Origin of the sequence: Yoonia litorea (assembly GCF_900114675.1) — a bacterium.
GTDB lineage: Bacteria > Pseudomonadota > Alphaproteobacteria > Rhodobacterales > Rhodobacteraceae > Yoonia > Yoonia litorea.
Map to the genome: position 1 here is coordinate 24,175 of NZ_FOZM01000002.1, position 15,178 is coordinate 39,352.

Consider the following 15,178-nt stretch of genomic DNA (forward strand, 5'->3'; position numbering starts at 1 on the left):
CATGCGACATTTCCGAAATGCGTCATGGATTCACAAAGACGGTCAGCAACGGCACCCGTAAGGGTGCGATAGCCGCGATCAGATGAATGCGCTCATGTTGTTGATCAGGAAGATTCGCAGGATTTCGATGCCGACGAGGACCACGATCGGTGATAGATCAATGCCGCCAAGGTCAGGCATAATCCGGCGGATACGGCTGTAGATCGGATCAAGAATACGCTCCAGCCCGTACCAGACCTGCCCCACAAACTCCTGACGGATATTGAGCACCTCAAAGCGGATCAGCCAGCTCATGATGAAGTGTGCGATCACGAAAAAGCGCAACACGCCGAGGATCAAAAGTAAGGCTTGGAGGATGGTCAGCATAGTCACGCCCTTTTCTTGGTGACAGAGACCTATGTTGTTGTTTCGCATTCGACAAGGCCAAGGTTGCCGCGAGGTCAAAGTTGACGTGCGCGTCAAGCGATACCAGTTGCTGCCTTACCAGCAGGAGCGGTCCCATGTATCCAATTGTCAGAGTCATCAAAGAGCTTTTGCGCGCGCGCAAGATGCCGGAACTTGGCGCGCTTGACGCGCATGTGTCTTACCACCGGTGCTGGCCACAGGACGTGGACAATTATCTTGAAATGAACAACGGCCGGATCCTGTCCATTCTCGACATTGGTCGCACCGGCCTTGCGCAACGGGTCGGGTTGATCGGCGCCTTGACGAAGAACCGTTGGGGCCTAACGATTGCAGGAAGCTCCCTGCGTTATCGCAAGCGGATCAGGCCTTTCGTCAAATTCCGGACGGTCAGCCGCTGCATCGGCTGGGACAAACGTTTTTTCTACATCGAACAGTCGATCTGGATTGGTGAGGATTGCGCCGTTCAGGCTCTTTTCCGCTCTGCTATGACGGACAAGAACGGGATCGTCCCCCCCGAAGCCGTCTTTGCAGCCGTCGGCTATCAGGCCGACAGCCCTCTCCTGCCCGCTTGGGCCCAAGCATGGATTGACGCCGACAACACACGGCCCTGGCCGCCGGAGTTTGACGGGACGTCGCAGCCCACTGCATAAAGCTAGACTTGCCAGAAACCGGTTTCTCTGTGTCTTATCCTCAAAAAGGCGCGACGGGGGAACGAGCAGATGGCAGTCAGCAAGAAACGTATCTGGGGGTGGATGTCATTCGACTGGGCGTCCCAGCCCTTCTACACCCTCGGACTGACGTTCATTTTCGGCCCCTACTTTGCCGTTGTCGCGACGGAATACTTTCTGGCAGGCGGCATGGAGGAAATCGCCGCTGACGCCCAAGCCCAATGGGTCTGGTCCTTGGGCCAAACCGTTGCTGGCTTGCTGATTGCGGTCACCGCGCCGTTTCTGGGCGCGTTTGCTGACAACTCGGGACGCAAGATACCCTGGATTGCGTTCTTTTCCGTCGTCTATGTCGTTGCAACCTTCATGCTGTGGGGGCTCACACCTGACGGCAGCGCGCTGATCCTGATGTTGATTATCTTCTACACCGGTTTCTTTGCCGCCGAGAGTTCTCTCAACTTCGTTAACGCGATCCTGCCGTCGCTGGGGACCGAGAAAGAGATCGGTCGTATTTCCGGATCTGGCGCGGCGATGGGCTATTGGGGCGGCGTTGTTTCGCTCTTTATCATGCTGCTGCTGTTTTCGGAAAACGACAAGGGTGTCACGCTCTTGGGCAACGCCCCGCTTTTCGGGCTTGATCCGGAAGCGCGCGAAGGTACGCGGTTTGTCGGGCCGTTCATCGCGATCTGGTACATCATCTTTATCATCCCCTTCTTCCTTTATGTCCGCGACGACCCGAACGCGCCCAGCAAATCCACCAGACTGAGCGCGGTCTGGGGTGAATTGATGGACACCTTGCGCGGCGTCTTCCAACGCAAGAGCCTGCTGAGTTTTCTTGCCGGTTCGATGTTCTATCGTGATGCCCTGAACGCACTCTACGCCTTTGGCGGGGTTTATGCGGCTTTAGTGCTGGACTGGGGGATCATCCAGATCGGCGTCTTCGGGATCATCGCGGCGATTGCCGCTGCGATTGCGACCTGGATCGGCGGCCTTTGCGATCAACGTTTCGGACCCAAGCCCGTGATCCGCACCTGTGTCTGGATCCTGATCGGTGTCTCAGCGATCATTATCGGCATGTCGCGCGAGGCCATCTTCGGCCTGCCGTTCGCAGAAGGATCAGGCACACCTGATCTGATTTTCTATGCCTGCGGTATTTGCATCGGCGGGGCTGGTGGTGCGCTGTACGCCTCGTCACGCTCCATGATGGTGCGTCACACACACCCCGAGCGTCCGGCAGAGGCCTTTGGCCTGTTCGCTTTGACAGGCAAAGCCACCGCCTTTCTCGCGCCTGCGCTGATCACCGTGTTCACAATCATGACGGGAAGCAATCAACTGGGCTTTTTGCCGGTGGTATTCCTTTTCTTCATCGGACTTTTGCTGCTACGCTGGGTGAATAAAGACGGAGATCGCGCAGAATGGTCCGCTTCATCGTAGCAGTCATCCTGGCAGGCGCACTTGCAGCCTGTCAGAACAATTCCACAGAGACGGTCAGCGTCTCGACCCAGAACGTCAATGACACAAGGGTTGCCAAGTTCCTTTTCGGCGCAGCACCCGAAGGTTCACCGCAGTCGCCGCAGGCAATTGGCGGCTACGCCAGAGGGTGTCAGGCCGGTGCGGAACAACTCGCCGAAACCGGGCCAACCTGGCAAGCGATGCGGCTGTCGCGCAACCGCAACTGGGCACAACCGCAGACGGTGGACTTCGTTGAGGACCTGTCGCGCTTTGCTGCAACTCTTCCCGGTTGGGAAGGCATCTATGTTGGTGACATGAGCCAGCCGCGCGGTGGGCCGATGCTGACCGGTCATGCCAGCCACCAGTCCGGTCTTGATGTGGATATCTGGATGTTGCCGCCTGATCGCTTGAACCTGACAGAGCAGGAGCGCGAGAATATCTCCTCGATCTCCATGCGGCGCGCGGCAGGTGCCTATACCAATGACCGCTGGACGCCGCAGCACGAAGCCTTGCTGCGCGCAGCGGCATCGGACCCGCGCGTGGCGCGGATCTTTGTGTTTCCCGGGGCGAAAGTCGCCATGTGTAACTCGGCGACCGGCGATCGCGATTGGTTGCGCAAGATCAGACCATGGTGGGGGCATCACTATCACTTCCATGTGCGCCTGAACTGTCCTGCCGGGGATGCCGCTTGCGTCGATCAGGCCCCGCCACCGCCGGGTGACGGGTGCGACGATGCCGAAGGCTGGGTTGATCGTATTCTCAACCCACCGCCGCCAGATCCTGATGCGCCGCCACCAACGCCCCGCCCTGATATCACGATGGCGCAACTTCCGGGTCAGTGTCTGGCCGTGTTGAACGCCAACTGAATGCGCCATTTTCTTGTGATTGGCCTTCTGGCGAGCGCCTCGCCAGCGGCCAGCGATGTCAGCCTTGTTTCCGATTTCGTCTGGCGTTTCGACGATGACCGCTTCGGCGGTTTTTCCGCGATCGAGATGGCGGATGATGGCGCTAGCTTTACCGCACTCAGCGACCGTGGAAATTTCGTGCGCGCAACCGTTTCGCGTCAAGACAACCAGATCAGTGATGTCCAGCTTCTGAACTTCTATCGGCTGACGGATGAGAACGGGCGTGGCCTGATGCACGCCTTTAACGACAGCGAGGGGTTGGCCGATCTTGGGAACGGTTCCTTTGCGGTGTCGTTTGAGTGGACCCACGGTTTGCGGACTTTTGATAGCATTGCTACCCCGCCTTCCCCGTTGATTACAGCACCGGGGTTTTCGATCTTCCAGCCGAACTCGTCGCTTGAGGCGCTCGCGGTTGATCGCGAGGGCAGTCTCTATACGATCCCGGAGCGTTCGGGCCGCGCAGAATGGCCGTTTCCGGTCTATCGCTACAAGGACGATGAATGGCGCATCGCATTCGAGATACCGCGCCACGGGAGCTTCCTGATCGCCGGGGCGGATTTCGGACCGGACGGCAGGCTTTATGTGCTTGAGCGCGATTTCCTCGGCATCGGGTTTCGCAGCCGGGTGCGCAGTTTCGAGGTCAACGGGTCAGACGAGAGGACCGTCCTGCAGACCGGGCCACTGGTGCATGACAATCTGGAAGGCATCAGCGTTTGGCAAAGCGGCGATGACATCATGCTGTCTCTGATCTCTGACGACAATTTCAGTGCGATCCAACGCACAGAGCTTGTCGAATATCGGTTGACGCAGAACTAGCCAGGCGGTAGATCGCGCCGTCCCCAGGGTCGGGGACCAAGTGCCGCAACCTTGTCAAAACGGATATCTGATATGACACGCATCCTTCCCGGCGTTCTCGCCATGGCCACGATTGTGGTCGCCTCAAACATTCTTGTGCAATTTCTCCTGCTCGACGGTCTGCTGACCTGGGGCGCGTTCACCTATCCGCTGGCGTTTCTTGTCACCGATATCATGAATCGTGTCTATGGCGCCGCTGCCGCGCGGAGGGTTGTCTTTTCGGGTCTCGTGGTCGGGATCATCTGTTCGCTGATTGGCAGCCAGATCATGTTGCAGGGTGATGGTTACGAATATCCTGCTGTTGCGCTCAGGATCGCGATTGGTTCGGCAACGGCGTTTCTGGTGGCACAGCTTCTTGATATTGCCGTCTTTGACCGTCTGCGTGACGGCTCGTGGTGGAAAGCACCGCTGGGCAGCACGCTTGTCGGCTCGACCGTCGATACAATCATCTTTTTCAGCATCGCTTTTGCGTCTGTTTTCAATGGGTTGAGCGCATCAGCCGCGGAAGAGGTCATCTGGGCGCAGGACGCGGCCCCGTTCCTAAACATCGGTCCGATGGTCCCTCTTTGGGTCACTTTGGCTGTCGCTGACTGGGGGGTGAAGCTGAGTATCGCCCTGCTTGCACTGGTGCCATTTCGCATCATTGTGGGCCGGATCATGGCACGGACGGTCTAAACGCCACTGCTGGTATCTTTTTTCTTGAATTATACCAAATCTGTGCCAACTTTCGATTAGGCGAAACATTTGAAAGGAGGTGATCCAGTGCATCATGAGGTATTGGAGAAGTGTGTCGGGACAACTTGGGAGGTTCGCAGCTGAGGCAGCCCTTGGCTGAAGAATACCCAAGGTGGGGATCCTAACCGAACCACCTCCCTTAATTCAGGAAAGGGCCATCCCATCGCCGGGGTGGCCCTTTTTCCATGTGCACAAGGCGTACACAGGCTGTACACCAGCTGTACACAGCCTGTGCAGACACCTGCTGTACAGACATCCACCCGCCAAAGGCCGCATATGCGCATCAATGACAAGATCGAGATTGCCGACTGGGAGCTGACCGAAAGCTTCGTGCGGGCCTCTGGTCCCGGTGGGCAAAACGTCAACAAGGTGGCCACAGCAGTCGAGTTACGGTTCGAGGCCATGCGCTCCCCGCATTTGCCGCAGCCGGTCAAGGCGCGGTTGAAGCGGCTGGCCGGCAGCCGTTGGACGCAAGACGGTGCTGTTGTGATCTTTGTTCAGGAGACCCGCAGCCAAGCCAGAAACCGCGAGATCGCACGCAAACGGCTGGCCGACCTGATTGCGAAAGCCTGCGAAAAGCCAAAGCGCCGCATCCCGACAAAGCCGACCTATGGGTCGGTCAAACGCCGCCTGAAGGCCAAAAAGGCGCGCGGAGAAATCAAAGCCCTGCGCGGGAAGGTCGAGGAATAGGCCCCAGATCTGCGCCAGCCGCTTTCGCGGCAGAGTCATACCGGATTTTAATCTTTTTGCTTTTTTCTGTCGACGCGACGTGAGCGGGGCAAGAACATGCAATTTTTACAAATCCTCCTGGCACCTGCACTGGCTGTGATGGGGATCGCATTCATTTACAATCTGCTACTACAACGCTTTGCAGACAGTCGGTTTCGTGATGCCGCCTTTGGGTTGATGTTCGGCGGGGCCATTGTTCTTGGCATGGCAAATCCGATTTCGCTTGGCGACGGGGTCATCTTTGATTCGCGCAGTCTGATCCTGGGTGCTGCCGTGGCATTTTGCAGCTACCGTGCTGGTGCAATTGCACTCGGCATTTCCTTGTGCAGCAGGATTGTCATCGGGGGGGCGGGTGTTGTCTCGGGCGTCGTCGGGCTGATTTTGGCCTTTGGACTTGCGGTCGCATGGGTCCACTGGGCATTTCCAAAGATCAAGAACCCTTTCATCGCTGATGCCAGCCTTGCAATTGCCATCTCTCCGACCCTTCTGGCTGTGTTCCTCTTGCCGTGGGATCTGGCTATTTCCATTCTTCAGACCGTGGGGCCGGTCATCACGCTGTGCAATCTGGTGGGAATGGTCGTACTGGGGTTCGTTTTCAGACGTGAAATCCGGCAGTTCAACCGCCGTAGCGACCTTTTGCGCGAGGCGACAACAGACCCGCTGACGAACCTGCTGAACCGCCGTGGTTTTGATCGCAGCGTGCATCACGCCGCGCGACCACATCAGACCGGGCGTGCCTTGCTTTACTTTGACATCGACAACTTCAAACATATCAATGACACCCTCGGGCATGACACCGGCGATCTTGTCCTGGGTCTGATCGCCAAACGTATCGGTGAAAGCCTGCGCGAGGATGCCAAGTTTGCCCGCCAGGGCGGCGACGAATTCTCGATCTATCTGCCAGACATCGACGAAACGGACGTGCGCAGCGTCGCAGACCGGTTGTGCCGGATCATCAATCAGGCCCCTTTCCAGATTGATGGAAAGCAGGTGGACGTCTCGATCAGCATGGGCGCGTTCTGGGCCGAAGAAGATCTTTCACTCGACCACATGATCAAGGCCGCTGACGAACAGCTCTTGCTGGCCAAACAAGCCGGAAAAAACCGCGCGCAGATACGCTTTGCCCGCACGACAAATCTGGCAGCCCACGCCTAGGTCGCGGCCCGGCCTTAGTCTGCCAAAGACTTGAAACAGCACTGATTGCCGCGCGCGAAAGTTGGCACCAATCTGACAGGCGCGTCCTAGACAGTGACTTTCATGGCCGTCTGGTCGCCCACGTCAAAAACCCGCTTGTAACGGGCAATCTCTTCAGCGGGGCCCATTGCTTTGTTGGGGTTGTCGCTCAACTTCACGGTCGGACGTCCATCTGCGGCTACCGCCTTGCACACTAGCGAAAATGGCACGAGCGCGTCTTTTGCCACCAGGCCCTTGAAGTCGTTGGTCAGCATCGTGCCCCAGCCGAACGACACGCGCACGCGGTCGGAAAACTGGCCGTGCAGTTCCTTGATCTTTTCCACATCCAGCCCGTCCGAAAAAATGATCAGCTTTTCTGACGGGTCTTCGCCACGTGATTTCCACCAATTGATCGCCGTTTCCGCACCGACTGCCGGATCGCCGCTATCAACGCGGATGCCCGTCCAGCCTGCCAGCCAGTCAGGCGCGCCTTCCAGAAAACCCTTTGTGCCATAGGTGTCAGGCAGGATGATGCGCAGGTTGCCGTCATGTTCCTCATGCCAATCGGCCAGAACATCGTATGGCGCCTGCCGCAGCGCCTCATCGCCCTCGGCCAAAGCAGCATAGACCATCGGTAACTCATGGGCGTTGGTGCCGATGGCCTCGATATCGCGGTGCATCGCAATGCGGCAGTTCGACGTCCCGATAAAGCTTTCGCCGAGCCCTTCCATCATGGCCTGGACGCACCAGTCTTGCCAAAGATAGCTATGTCGCCTGCGTGTCCCGAAGTCAGCCAACCGCAATCCCTCGACCGGCTTGAGCGCCTCGACCTTTTCCCACAGCTTCGTCATGGCGCGCGCATAAAGCACCTGCAGTTCGAATTTGCCCATATCCCGCAGAACCGCACGACTGCGCAGTTCCATGATCACGGCCAGCGCGGGAATTTCCCACAGCATGACCTCCGGCCATGTCCCCTCGAAGGTCAGCTCGTATTGGCCGTCCTTCTTCTCCAGATGGTAGGGCGGCAGTGACAGGTTCTCGAACCATTCCATGAAGGCCGGCGTGAACATCTGCCGCTTGCCGTAAAACGTGTTGCCCCGCAGCCATGTGCTTTCGCCGCGTGTCAGACGCAGACTGCGAATGTGGTCAAGCTGTTCGCGCAGCTCGCCTTCATCGACAAGTTCGGCCAGTCTGATCGACTTGGTCCGGTTGATCAGGGAAAACGTCACCCTGGTGTCAGGCCGGTTGCGAAAGACGGACTGACACATCAGAAGCTTGTAAAAATCTGTGTCGATCAGTGACCGGACAATCGGATCAATCTTCCATTTATGGTTCCAGACGCGTGTTGCGATATCGACCATGTGCTGTTCCCTCGTTTGGCAACGGTCTTAGACCAAGTGTCGCCCGCACTGGCAAGAAAAACGCGCAGTGACGCGCCGGGGCAAGAATAGATATCGCGATCGGGGCAAAGCTGTGGTCTATCTCGCGCGATCAACGGAGCAATCATGACACAGCCCTCTTCCCCCTATTCTGCCAGACTGGTGCTGACGGTGGTCGTTGCCATGACGCTGATTGTCGGTGGTGACGCAGCTGCGACAGTGCTGACGGGATCGGGCTTTCCGCAGACCTTCGTGGCATGGACCCGCTTTGCCGTCGCGGCTGTGCTGTTGGCGCCTTTTCTGGGTTTGCGGCGCAGCGAGGTTGCGCATTTTCTCGACTGGCGGCTCTATCTCAGGGCGGGGCTGATCGTGGGAGGGATCGTCTCGATCCTGACCGCGCTGCTGACAGAACCGCTGGCCAATGTCTTTGGCGGTTTCTTTGTCGGTCCGGTAGTGTCCTATTTTTTGTCGGCAGCGCTTTTGGGCGAACGGATCACACCGTTGCGCACGCTGTTGCTGCTTGGCAGCTTTGCCGGGGTGCTTCTGGTGGTCAAGCCGGGGTTCGGCATGACCGTGGGGATGGCATTTTCATTGCTCGCCGGCACGTTTTACGGCGGCTATCTGGTCGCCACGCGGTGGCTCGCCAGCGCATTCAGGCCGCGTTTTCTTTTGTTGTCGCAACTCAGCATCGGCGCGGTCATGCTCTCGCCCTTTGCCTTCGCAGACAGGCCCGATTTCACGGTGCTGGCCCTCGCGCTGGTTCTGATGTCAGCTTTGGGCTCGGCTGGCGGAAACTTGCTGCTGGTTCTGGCCAATCGCAGTGCACCAGCAGGCGTCATTGCACCGCTGATCTACAGCCAGCTGGTCGCCGCCATGGCCATCGGCTGGGCCGTCTTTGGCGATTGGCCGGATCTGCTCAGCTTCGCCGGTCTGGTCGTGATCATGGTCGGAGGCGTGTCCTCGGTCTGGTTTGCCAGACAGGGACGCTAGGCGAGCGTCACACCGGCCCCCCGCATGGAGTCCTTGGCCCCCTCCAATGACCCGTCGAAATCAATCGCGCGACACAGATCCTCACGTACTTTGACGTCAAATCCCAGTCGCGCGGCATCAACCGCCGAATAGGCCACACAAAAATCAGTGGCCAGCCCGACAAGGGTCAGCCGGTCAATGCCGCGTGTGCGCAAATACCCCTCTAAGCCGGTCGGCGTGGTCTTGTCGTTTTCAAAGAAGGCAGAATAGCTGTCGATTGCCGGATTAAACCCTTTGCGGATGATCAGATCGGCACGGTCAACGGCGAGATTGGTGTGAAACTTGGCACCCATACTGCCCTGAATACAATGATCAGGCCAAAGGACCTGCGGCCCGTAGGGCATCTCGGTCATGGTCATGGGTGCTGCATCGTGGGTGCTGGCGAATGACGAATGCCCCGCCGGATGCCAGTCTTGGGTCAGGATAACAGCCCCGAAATCGGCCATCAGCATATTGATCCCGTCAACGATCTCGTCACCCCCGCTGACAGCCAGTGCGCCGCCGGGGCAAAAATCATTCTGTACGTCAATCACGACCAAGGCTTCGGTCATTATGTGGCCCTCCATCAGATGTGGTAAGGATTAGCAGCCCCACGCGATGAGCGCGACCAACTTTCCAGACAGCCCCGTCGAAAACGCGGCCTCGATCATTATCGGCCCCGAAATATCCTGGGGGAGCCCCGCTAGGGGCGGGGGCAAAGCCCCCCTCATCACGCTTGAAGAAATCCCGGCCCCGTCGTATGGGGCAGGCATGTATACGATCGCTGCTCTTTATCATTTCACCCGATTTGACGACCTTGAGGCCATTCAACAGCCGCTCAAGACGCTTTGCCAATCCGAAGGGATCACCGGCACGTTGCTGGTCGCCAAAGAAGGGATCAACGGAACAATCGCTGGCTCACGCGAGGGCATTGACCGGGTCATTGCGCATATTCAGGGCCTGCCGGGCTGCGCCGATCTGGAGTGGAAGGAAAGCCACGCCGAAACACCGCCGTTTCATCGCATGAAGGTGCGCTTGAAAAAAGAAATTGTCACGATGGGCCAACCTGACGTCGATCCGGTGGCGCGCGTGGGTCACTATGTTGATCCTGCCGACTGGAACGATCTCATCTCGGCGCCTGATGTGGCGGTGATTGATACGCGCAATGACTACGAGGTCGCGATCGGCACATTCGAGGGGGCGATCGACCCTGAGACCACAAGCTTTCGCGAGTTCCCGCAATGGTGGGAAGAGAACAAGGATCGGTTTCACAACAAGCGTATCGCCATGTTCTGCACCGGCGGCATCCGCTGTGAAAAATCCACCAATTACCTGATGGGGCAAGGCGTAGACGAGGTCTATCACCTCAAGGGTGGTATCCTGAAGTATCTTGAAAACGTCCCAAAAGAAGAAAGCAAATGGGATGGAGAGTGCTTTGTCTTTGATGCCCGCGTCAGCGTCGGGCACGGCCTGAAAGAAGGCCCGCATATCCTGTGTCATGCCTGCCGCCGTCCGTTGCGCCCCGAAGACAGGGATCATCCGGGTTTTGAGCAGGGTGTCTCCTGTCATCAGTGTGTTGACGAAACCTCCGACGCCGACAAGGCCCGCTTTCGTGAACGTCAAAAACAGATGGCGCTCGCCAAGGCGCGCGGCACCCACCACATCGGGGGCATCTAGGGCCTGACGTGAGCGCACCACCCCACATCCGGCATCAGGTTGTCGCCATGGCGATCGGGATCTCCGGAGGTTTGATCGCTTACTATGCGGGACTTCCCCTGCCGTGGATGTTGGGGCCGATGATCGCCAACACAGTTGCCGCGATGTTGCGTGCCCCTATCGCGGGGCCAGACCAGCTGCGTCCTGTGATGATCCCGATCATTGGTGTCATGCTTGGTTCAGGGGTCACCGCCGAGATGGTCGGCCAGCTTGGTACTTGGGCCATCACACTGGCGCTTTTGCCTGTTTTTCTCGCGCTCGCCGCCGGTATTTCATTTGCCGTATACCGCAGGATCGGCGGCTACGATCCGGTCACTGCGTTTTATGCCGCCATGCCAGGTGGCCTGAACGAGATGCTGATCCTTGGCACAGAGGCAGGCGGCAATGAAAGGCGCATTGCGCTGGCGCATGCGTCGCGGGTGTTGTTGATCATCATTTTCGTGGCCCTGTTTTTCGGGCTTTTCATCGGGGTGACGACCGGCGGTCAGTCAGGTGCTGCGTGGGTGGGTCTCGCTGACATTACCTTGGTTGATTATGCGATCCTTCTAGCCTGCGCTGTCCTTGGGACGGTTCTGGGACGGCGGCTGAAAATCCCTGCTGCCCCCGTGTTCGGCCCCATGATCCTGAGCGGTGTGGCGCATGTGCTCGAATGGGTCACGGTTGCGCCACCAACCCTATTCGTGATCGCAGCCCAGATTACCATCGGCTCAATTATCGGGTCGCGCTTTATCGGTGCGACACTGGCCGAGGTGCGTCGCGACATTGGACTCTCCGCGATTGCATCCACGCTCATGCTTGCAGTGGCGGTTGTATTTGCTGAAGGGATTGTGCTGCTCAGTGGGATCCCGCTCGCGCAGGCGTTTCTGGCCTTTTCACCGGGCGGCCTGACAGAGATGTCGCTTCTGACCTTGGCGCTTGACCAAGACGTGGCCTACGTCTCGGTCATGCATATCATCAGGATCACATTGGTGATCGCAATCGCGCCATACGTCTTTGCCTTGGTGCGCCGCCGGTTCTAGAAGTCGAGGTTTTCGACGTTCAGCGCGTTCTGCTGGATGAACTCACGACGCGGTTCGACCACGTCTCCCATCAGCTTGGTAAAGAGATCATCTGCCTCCGCGACATCCTCGATCTTGACTTGCAGCAGGGTGCGCGCGTCAGGGTCAAGTGTCGTCTCCCACAACTGGTCGGGGTTCATTTCGCCCAGACCTTTGTAGCGTTGCAGTGACAGCCCTTTTTCGCCTTCTTCCAGAATGGCGTTCAGCAGGTCCAGCGGACCGTGGATCAACTGGCTGCGATCCTTGCGCACCAGCGTCGCCGGCAAGTTGTACACGTCCTGAAGGCTCTGGGTGAAGCTGCCTGTCCGCCGTGCCTCGCCAGAGCGGAGCATCGGTCCGTCAAGCGTGCGCACCTCTTCGACGCCACGCAGGATGCGGGCAAGACGCATGCCTTTGTCTTGCGTGATGCGTCCGGTCCAGCCGCGTTCCCATTCCAGCGCGATCAGGTCGAGCCGTTTGGCCACTTCGTCGGCAACGCCTTGCAGGTCGTTGTCTACCGCACCGGGGACAAAGGCCCCGGCAATCGCGGCCTGTTCGAGAATGTGTCTTGGGTAATGCGTCGGGAAGGCACCAAGGACGCGCTTGAGTTGCCGCGCCTCATCGACGACACGGCGCAGATCGTTGCCGGTGATTTCCTCGCCATTGCCCTGACGGAGCATGGCGCCTTCGACGCCTTGTTCGATCAGGTATTCATCCATGGCGGCCTGATCCTTGAGGTAAACCTCTGACTTGCCGCGCGACACTTTATAGAGCGGTGGTTGCGCAATATAGAGGTACCCGCCTTCGATCAGTTCCGGCATCTGGCGGAAGAAGAACGTCAGGAGTAGCGTCCGGATGTGCGCGCCGTCTACATCAGCGTCGGTCATGATAACGACCTTGTGGTAGCGCAGCTTGTCGATGTTGAATTCATCGCGCCCGATACCGGTGCCCAGCGCCATGACAAGGTTGCCCACTTCCTGACTGGACAGCATCCGGTCAAAGCGCGCACGCTCCACGTTCAGGATCTTCCCGCGCAAGGGCAGGATGGCCTGGGTCTTGCGGTCACGGCCCGTTTGGGCTGATCCGCCTGCAGAGTCGCCCTCCACCAGGAAGACTTCGGTTTTCGAGGGGTCCTTTTCGGAACAGTCCTTGAGTTTGGAGGCGTTGAAATTCACATCCATCGCGGATTTGCGGCGGATTTCGCGGGCCTTGCGGGCCGCCTCGCGGGCGGCGGCGGCTTCGACGATTTTGGTGATAATCGACTTGGCCTCGGCAGGGTTTTCCTCAAACCATTCGCTCAGCTTTTCGTTCATCAGGCTTTCGACGGCAGGACGCACCTCTGAGCTGACGAGCTTATCCTTGGTCTGGCTTGAGAACTTCGGATCAGGCACTTTGACTGACAGCACGCAGGTCAGACCTTCGCGCGCGTCATCACCGGTCAGCGACACCTTTTCCTTTTTGCTGATGCCGCTTTCGGTCGCGTATTTGCTGATCGCGCGTGTCAGCGCACCCCGAAAGCCCGCCATATGCGTGCCGCCGTCGCGCTGCGGGATGTTGTTTGTGAAGGGCAGCACCATTTCGTTGTAGCTGTCATTCCACCACATCGCGACCTCAACGCCGATATCGTCGCGTTCACCGGCGACATAGATCGGTGCCTCCATCAGGGGCGTCTTGGAGCGGTCGAGATATTTGACGAATTCCTTGACCCCGCCTTCGTAGAGCATCTCTGTCTTGAGAGGCTCACTGGGGCGCAGGTCTTCGAGGATGATTTTCACGCCCGAGTTCAGGAAAGCCAGTTCGCGCAGACGCTTTTCCAAAGTCGAAAAGCTGTAGTCACGGTTGCTGAAGGTGTCGGTGGAGGCAAGGAAGGTCACTTCGGTTCCTTTGCGCCCATTGGCATCGCCCTCAACCCGCAGATGCTCTGTGGTGAAGCCGCCCTCAAAGCGGGCGTAGTGTTCCTTGCCGTCACGCCAGATGCGCAGTTCCAACCAGTCAGACAGCGCGTTGACCACCGAGACACCCACGCCGTGCAGACCGCCGGACACCTTGTAGGAGTTGCTGTCAAACTTACCGCCAGCATGAAGCTGGGTCATGATCACTTCGGCGGCTGACACGCCCTCTTCTTCGTGGATGCCGACAGGAATCCCGCGTCCGTTGTCACCCACCGTGACGGACCCGTCGGTGTTGATCTTGACGTAAACATGGTCTGCATGGCCGGCCAATGCCTCGTCAATTCCATTGTCCACGACCTCATAAACCATGTGGTGCAGACCCGACCCGTCGTCGGTATCGCCGATGTACATTCCAGGGCGCTTGCGGACTGCCTCTAAGCCCTTGAGAACCTTAATGGAATCGGCACCATATTCTGCTGGATTTTGGTCGTTATCGGCCATGTCTTAAACCTTGTGCAAAGTTACGCAAAATATATGGGAAACGGGGGTGTTTGTCACGCAAATGACACAAGATTTTGTGGGCATTGCCTGACAGTTCAAGCTCGCTCAACTGACCGCGATGACAAGCCCGACAATGACCAGAAGCGCGCCTGATGTGACGTTCAGACGGCGCAGCGCTTCAGGCGATTTCAAGAGCCCCCTGACGCGTCCGACGAACGCTGCCAAAAGCAGGTTGCCCACCAGCGGAACCAGAAAACTCAGCGTGCAAATGGCGACCATATCAGCGGCTGTGACCGTGGTCAGATCAAAGAAGCCCGGCAAGACACCCATATAGAACAGCACGGCCTTCGGGTTGCCGAGGATCACGGCCAATCCGGCCACGAACCCGGCGCACATGCCGGGCCGCGTGAGCCTGCTGTTGGTCGAAAGCGTGCCCCCAGCGTGGCGGATCAGCCCGACCCCCATCACGATGAACACGACGACCGCCACCCACTTGAGCACCAGCATGAAGCCCGAGAACACCGAAACGAGCCACGAGACCCCCAGCACGGCGACCAGAGGCCAGAAGATGTCACCGATCGCCACGCCCAGCGCCAGCGGCCAGGCCGCCTGCAGACCGCCGGACAGCGACCTGGCGATCAGGGCCACCCAGACCGGCCCGGGCGTCATGAAAAGGATGGCCAGTGCACCTGCATAGAGCAGGAGTTCGGCTGTGGTGATGGTCAT

15 protein-coding genes are annotated in these 15,178 nt (G+C 58.4%); 10 read left to right on the forward strand and 5 right to left on the reverse strand.

From position 1 onward, the window contains the following. Positions 1-78: 78 nt before the first annotated feature. Positions 79-366: a YggT family protein gene (locus BM316_RS10305; RefSeq protein WP_090209351.1), complete on the reverse strand. Its 288-nt coding sequence runs from the start codon at positions 364-366 to the stop codon at positions 79-81. Between the two features lie 134 nt (positions 367-500). Here BM316_RS10305 and BM316_RS10310 point away from each other — a divergent pair, with 134 nt between their 5' ends. From BM316_RS10310 to BM316_RS10340, 7 genes are all read left to right on the forward strand, one after another. Beyond that, complete coding sequence (locus tag BM316_RS10310; protein ID WP_090207961.1) at positions 501-1,055, forward strand: acyl-CoA thioesterase; 555 nt, start codon at positions 501-503, stop codon at positions 1,053-1,055. 69 nt (positions 1,056-1,124) lie between these two features. Next, complete coding sequence (locus tag BM316_RS10315; RefSeq protein WP_090207964.1) at positions 1,125-2,504, forward strand: MFS transporter; 1,380 nt, start codon at positions 1,125-1,127, stop codon at positions 2,502-2,504. Then, on the forward strand, positions 2,486-3,388 hold the full coding sequence (gene mepA, locus BM316_RS10320; protein ID WP_090207967.1) for a penicillin-insensitive murein endopeptidase: 903 nt from the start codon (positions 2,486-2,488) through the stop codon (positions 3,386-3,388). The genes BM316_RS10315 and mepA overlap by 19 nt, the downstream gene beginning before the upstream one ends. Then, entirely contained in the window at positions 3,389-4,243 is an 855-nt protein-coding gene (locus tag BM316_RS10325; RefSeq protein WP_090207968.1) for an esterase-like activity of phytase family protein, read from the forward strand. A 72-nt stretch (positions 4,244-4,315) separates the two neighbouring features. Beyond that, entirely contained in the window at positions 4,316-4,957 is a 642-nt protein-coding gene (locus tag BM316_RS10330) for a queuosine precursor transporter (protein WP_090207972.1), read from the forward strand. Between the two features lie 336 nt (positions 4,958-5,293). Beyond that, entirely contained in the window at positions 5,294-5,707 is a 414-nt protein-coding gene (gene arfB, locus BM316_RS10335) for an alternative ribosome rescue aminoacyl-tRNA hydrolase ArfB (RefSeq protein ID WP_090207975.1), read from the forward strand. 96 nt (positions 5,708-5,803) lie between these two features. After that, positions 5,804-6,901, forward strand: coding sequence for a GGDEF domain-containing protein (locus BM316_RS10340; RefSeq protein WP_090207978.1), 1,098 nt, complete (start codon positions 5,804-5,806; stop codon positions 6,899-6,901). Positions 6,902-6,987: 86 nt separating this feature from the next. Here the strand turns inward: BM316_RS10340 and pncB are convergent, their stop codons facing one another. Then, a complete protein-coding gene (gene pncB, locus BM316_RS10345) occupies positions 6,988-8,280 on the reverse strand; it encodes a nicotinate phosphoribosyltransferase (RefSeq protein ID WP_090207981.1) in 1,293 nt (430 codons plus the stop codon). Positions 8,281-8,424: 144 nt separating this feature from the next. On the opposite strand from pncB, the gene BM316_RS10350 reads away from it, so the two are divergent. Further along, on the forward strand, positions 8,425-9,288 hold the full coding sequence (locus BM316_RS10350; RefSeq protein ID WP_242649862.1) for a DMT family transporter: 864 nt from the start codon (positions 8,425-8,427) through the stop codon (positions 9,286-9,288). On the opposite strand, the gene pncA is transcribed toward BM316_RS10350, so the two are convergent. Continuing rightward, on the reverse strand, positions 9,285-9,878 hold the full coding sequence (gene pncA / locus BM316_RS10355) for a bifunctional nicotinamidase/pyrazinamidase (RefSeq protein ID WP_090207984.1): 594 nt from the start codon (positions 9,876-9,878) through the stop codon (positions 9,285-9,287). The two genes, BM316_RS10350 and pncA, sit on opposite strands and share 4 nt — an antisense overlap. 199 nt (positions 9,879-10,077) lie before the next feature. On the opposite strand from pncA, the gene trhO reads away from it, so the two are divergent. Both trhO and BM316_RS10365 read left to right on the forward strand, forming a co-directional pair. Then, on the forward strand, positions 10,078-10,983 hold the full coding sequence (gene trhO, locus BM316_RS10360) for an oxygen-dependent tRNA uridine(34) hydroxylase TrhO (RefSeq protein ID WP_090207987.1): 906 nt from the start codon (positions 10,078-10,080) through the stop codon (positions 10,981-10,983). Positions 10,984-10,991: 8 nt separating this feature from the next. After that, on the forward strand, positions 10,992-12,041 hold the full coding sequence (locus BM316_RS10365; RefSeq protein ID WP_242649863.1) for an AbrB family protein: 1,050 nt from the start codon (positions 10,992-10,994) through the stop codon (positions 12,039-12,041). On the opposite strand, the gene gyrB is transcribed toward BM316_RS10365, so the two are convergent. Beyond that, positions 12,038-14,452, reverse strand: coding sequence for a DNA topoisomerase (ATP-hydrolyzing) subunit B (gene gyrB / locus BM316_RS10370; protein ID WP_090207995.1), 2,415 nt, complete (start codon positions 14,450-14,452; stop codon positions 12,038-12,040). The genes BM316_RS10365 and gyrB overlap by 4 nt on opposite strands. Positions 14,453-14,557: 105 nt before the next feature. Then, a complete protein-coding gene (locus BM316_RS10375) occupies positions 14,558-15,178 on the reverse strand; it encodes a LysE family translocator (protein WP_090209355.1) in 621 nt (206 codons plus the stop codon).

Bases quoted from the DNA above. Each gene is read 5' to 3' on its own strand.
- BM316_RS10375 (WP_090209355.1), bottom strand. From the start codon at position 15,178: ATGACCATCACCACAGCCGAACTCCTGCTCTATGCAGGTGCACTGGCC.
- trhO (WP_090207987.1), top strand. From the start codon at position 10,078: ATGTATACGATCGCTGCTCTTTATCATTTCACCCGATTTGACGACCTT.
- mepA (WP_090207967.1), top strand. From the start codon at position 2,486: ATGGTCCGCTTCATCGTAGCAGTCATCCTGGCAGGCGCACTTGCAGCC.
- BM316_RS10315 (WP_090207964.1), top strand. From the start codon at position 1,125: ATGGCAGTCAGCAAGAAACGTATCTGGGGGTGGATGTCATTCGACTGG.
- BM316_RS10350 (WP_242649862.1), top strand. From the start codon at position 8,425: ATGACACAGCCCTCTTCCCCCTATTCTGCCAGACTGGTGCTGACGGTG.
- BM316_RS10305 (WP_090209351.1), bottom strand. From the start codon at position 366: ATGCTGACCATCCTCCAAGCCTTACTTTTGATCCTCGGCGTGTTGCGC.
- BM316_RS10325 (WP_090207968.1), top strand. From the start codon at position 3,389: ATGCGCCATTTTCTTGTGATTGGCCTTCTGGCGAGCGCCTCGCCAGCG.
- pncA (WP_090207984.1), bottom strand. From the start codon at position 9,878: ATGACCGAAGCCTTGGTCGTGATTGACGTACAGAATGATTTTTGCCCC.
- BM316_RS10340 (WP_090207978.1), top strand. From the start codon at position 5,804: ATGCAATTTTTACAAATCCTCCTGGCACCTGCACTGGCTGTGATGGGG.
- BM316_RS10330 (WP_090207972.1), top strand. From the start codon at position 4,316: ATGACACGCATCCTTCCCGGCGTTCTCGCCATGGCCACGATTGTGGTC.
- BM316_RS10310 (WP_090207961.1), top strand. From the start codon at position 501: ATGTATCCAATTGTCAGAGTCATCAAAGAGCTTTTGCGCGCGCGCAAG.
- pncB (WP_090207981.1), bottom strand. From the start codon at position 8,280: ATGGTCGATATCGCAACACGCGTCTGGAACCATAAATGGAAGATTGAT.
- arfB (WP_090207975.1), top strand. From the start codon at position 5,294: ATGCGCATCAATGACAAGATCGAGATTGCCGACTGGGAGCTGACCGAA.
- gyrB (WP_090207995.1), bottom strand. From the start codon at position 14,452: ATGGCCGATAACGACCAAAATCCAGCAGAATATGGTGCCGATTCCATT.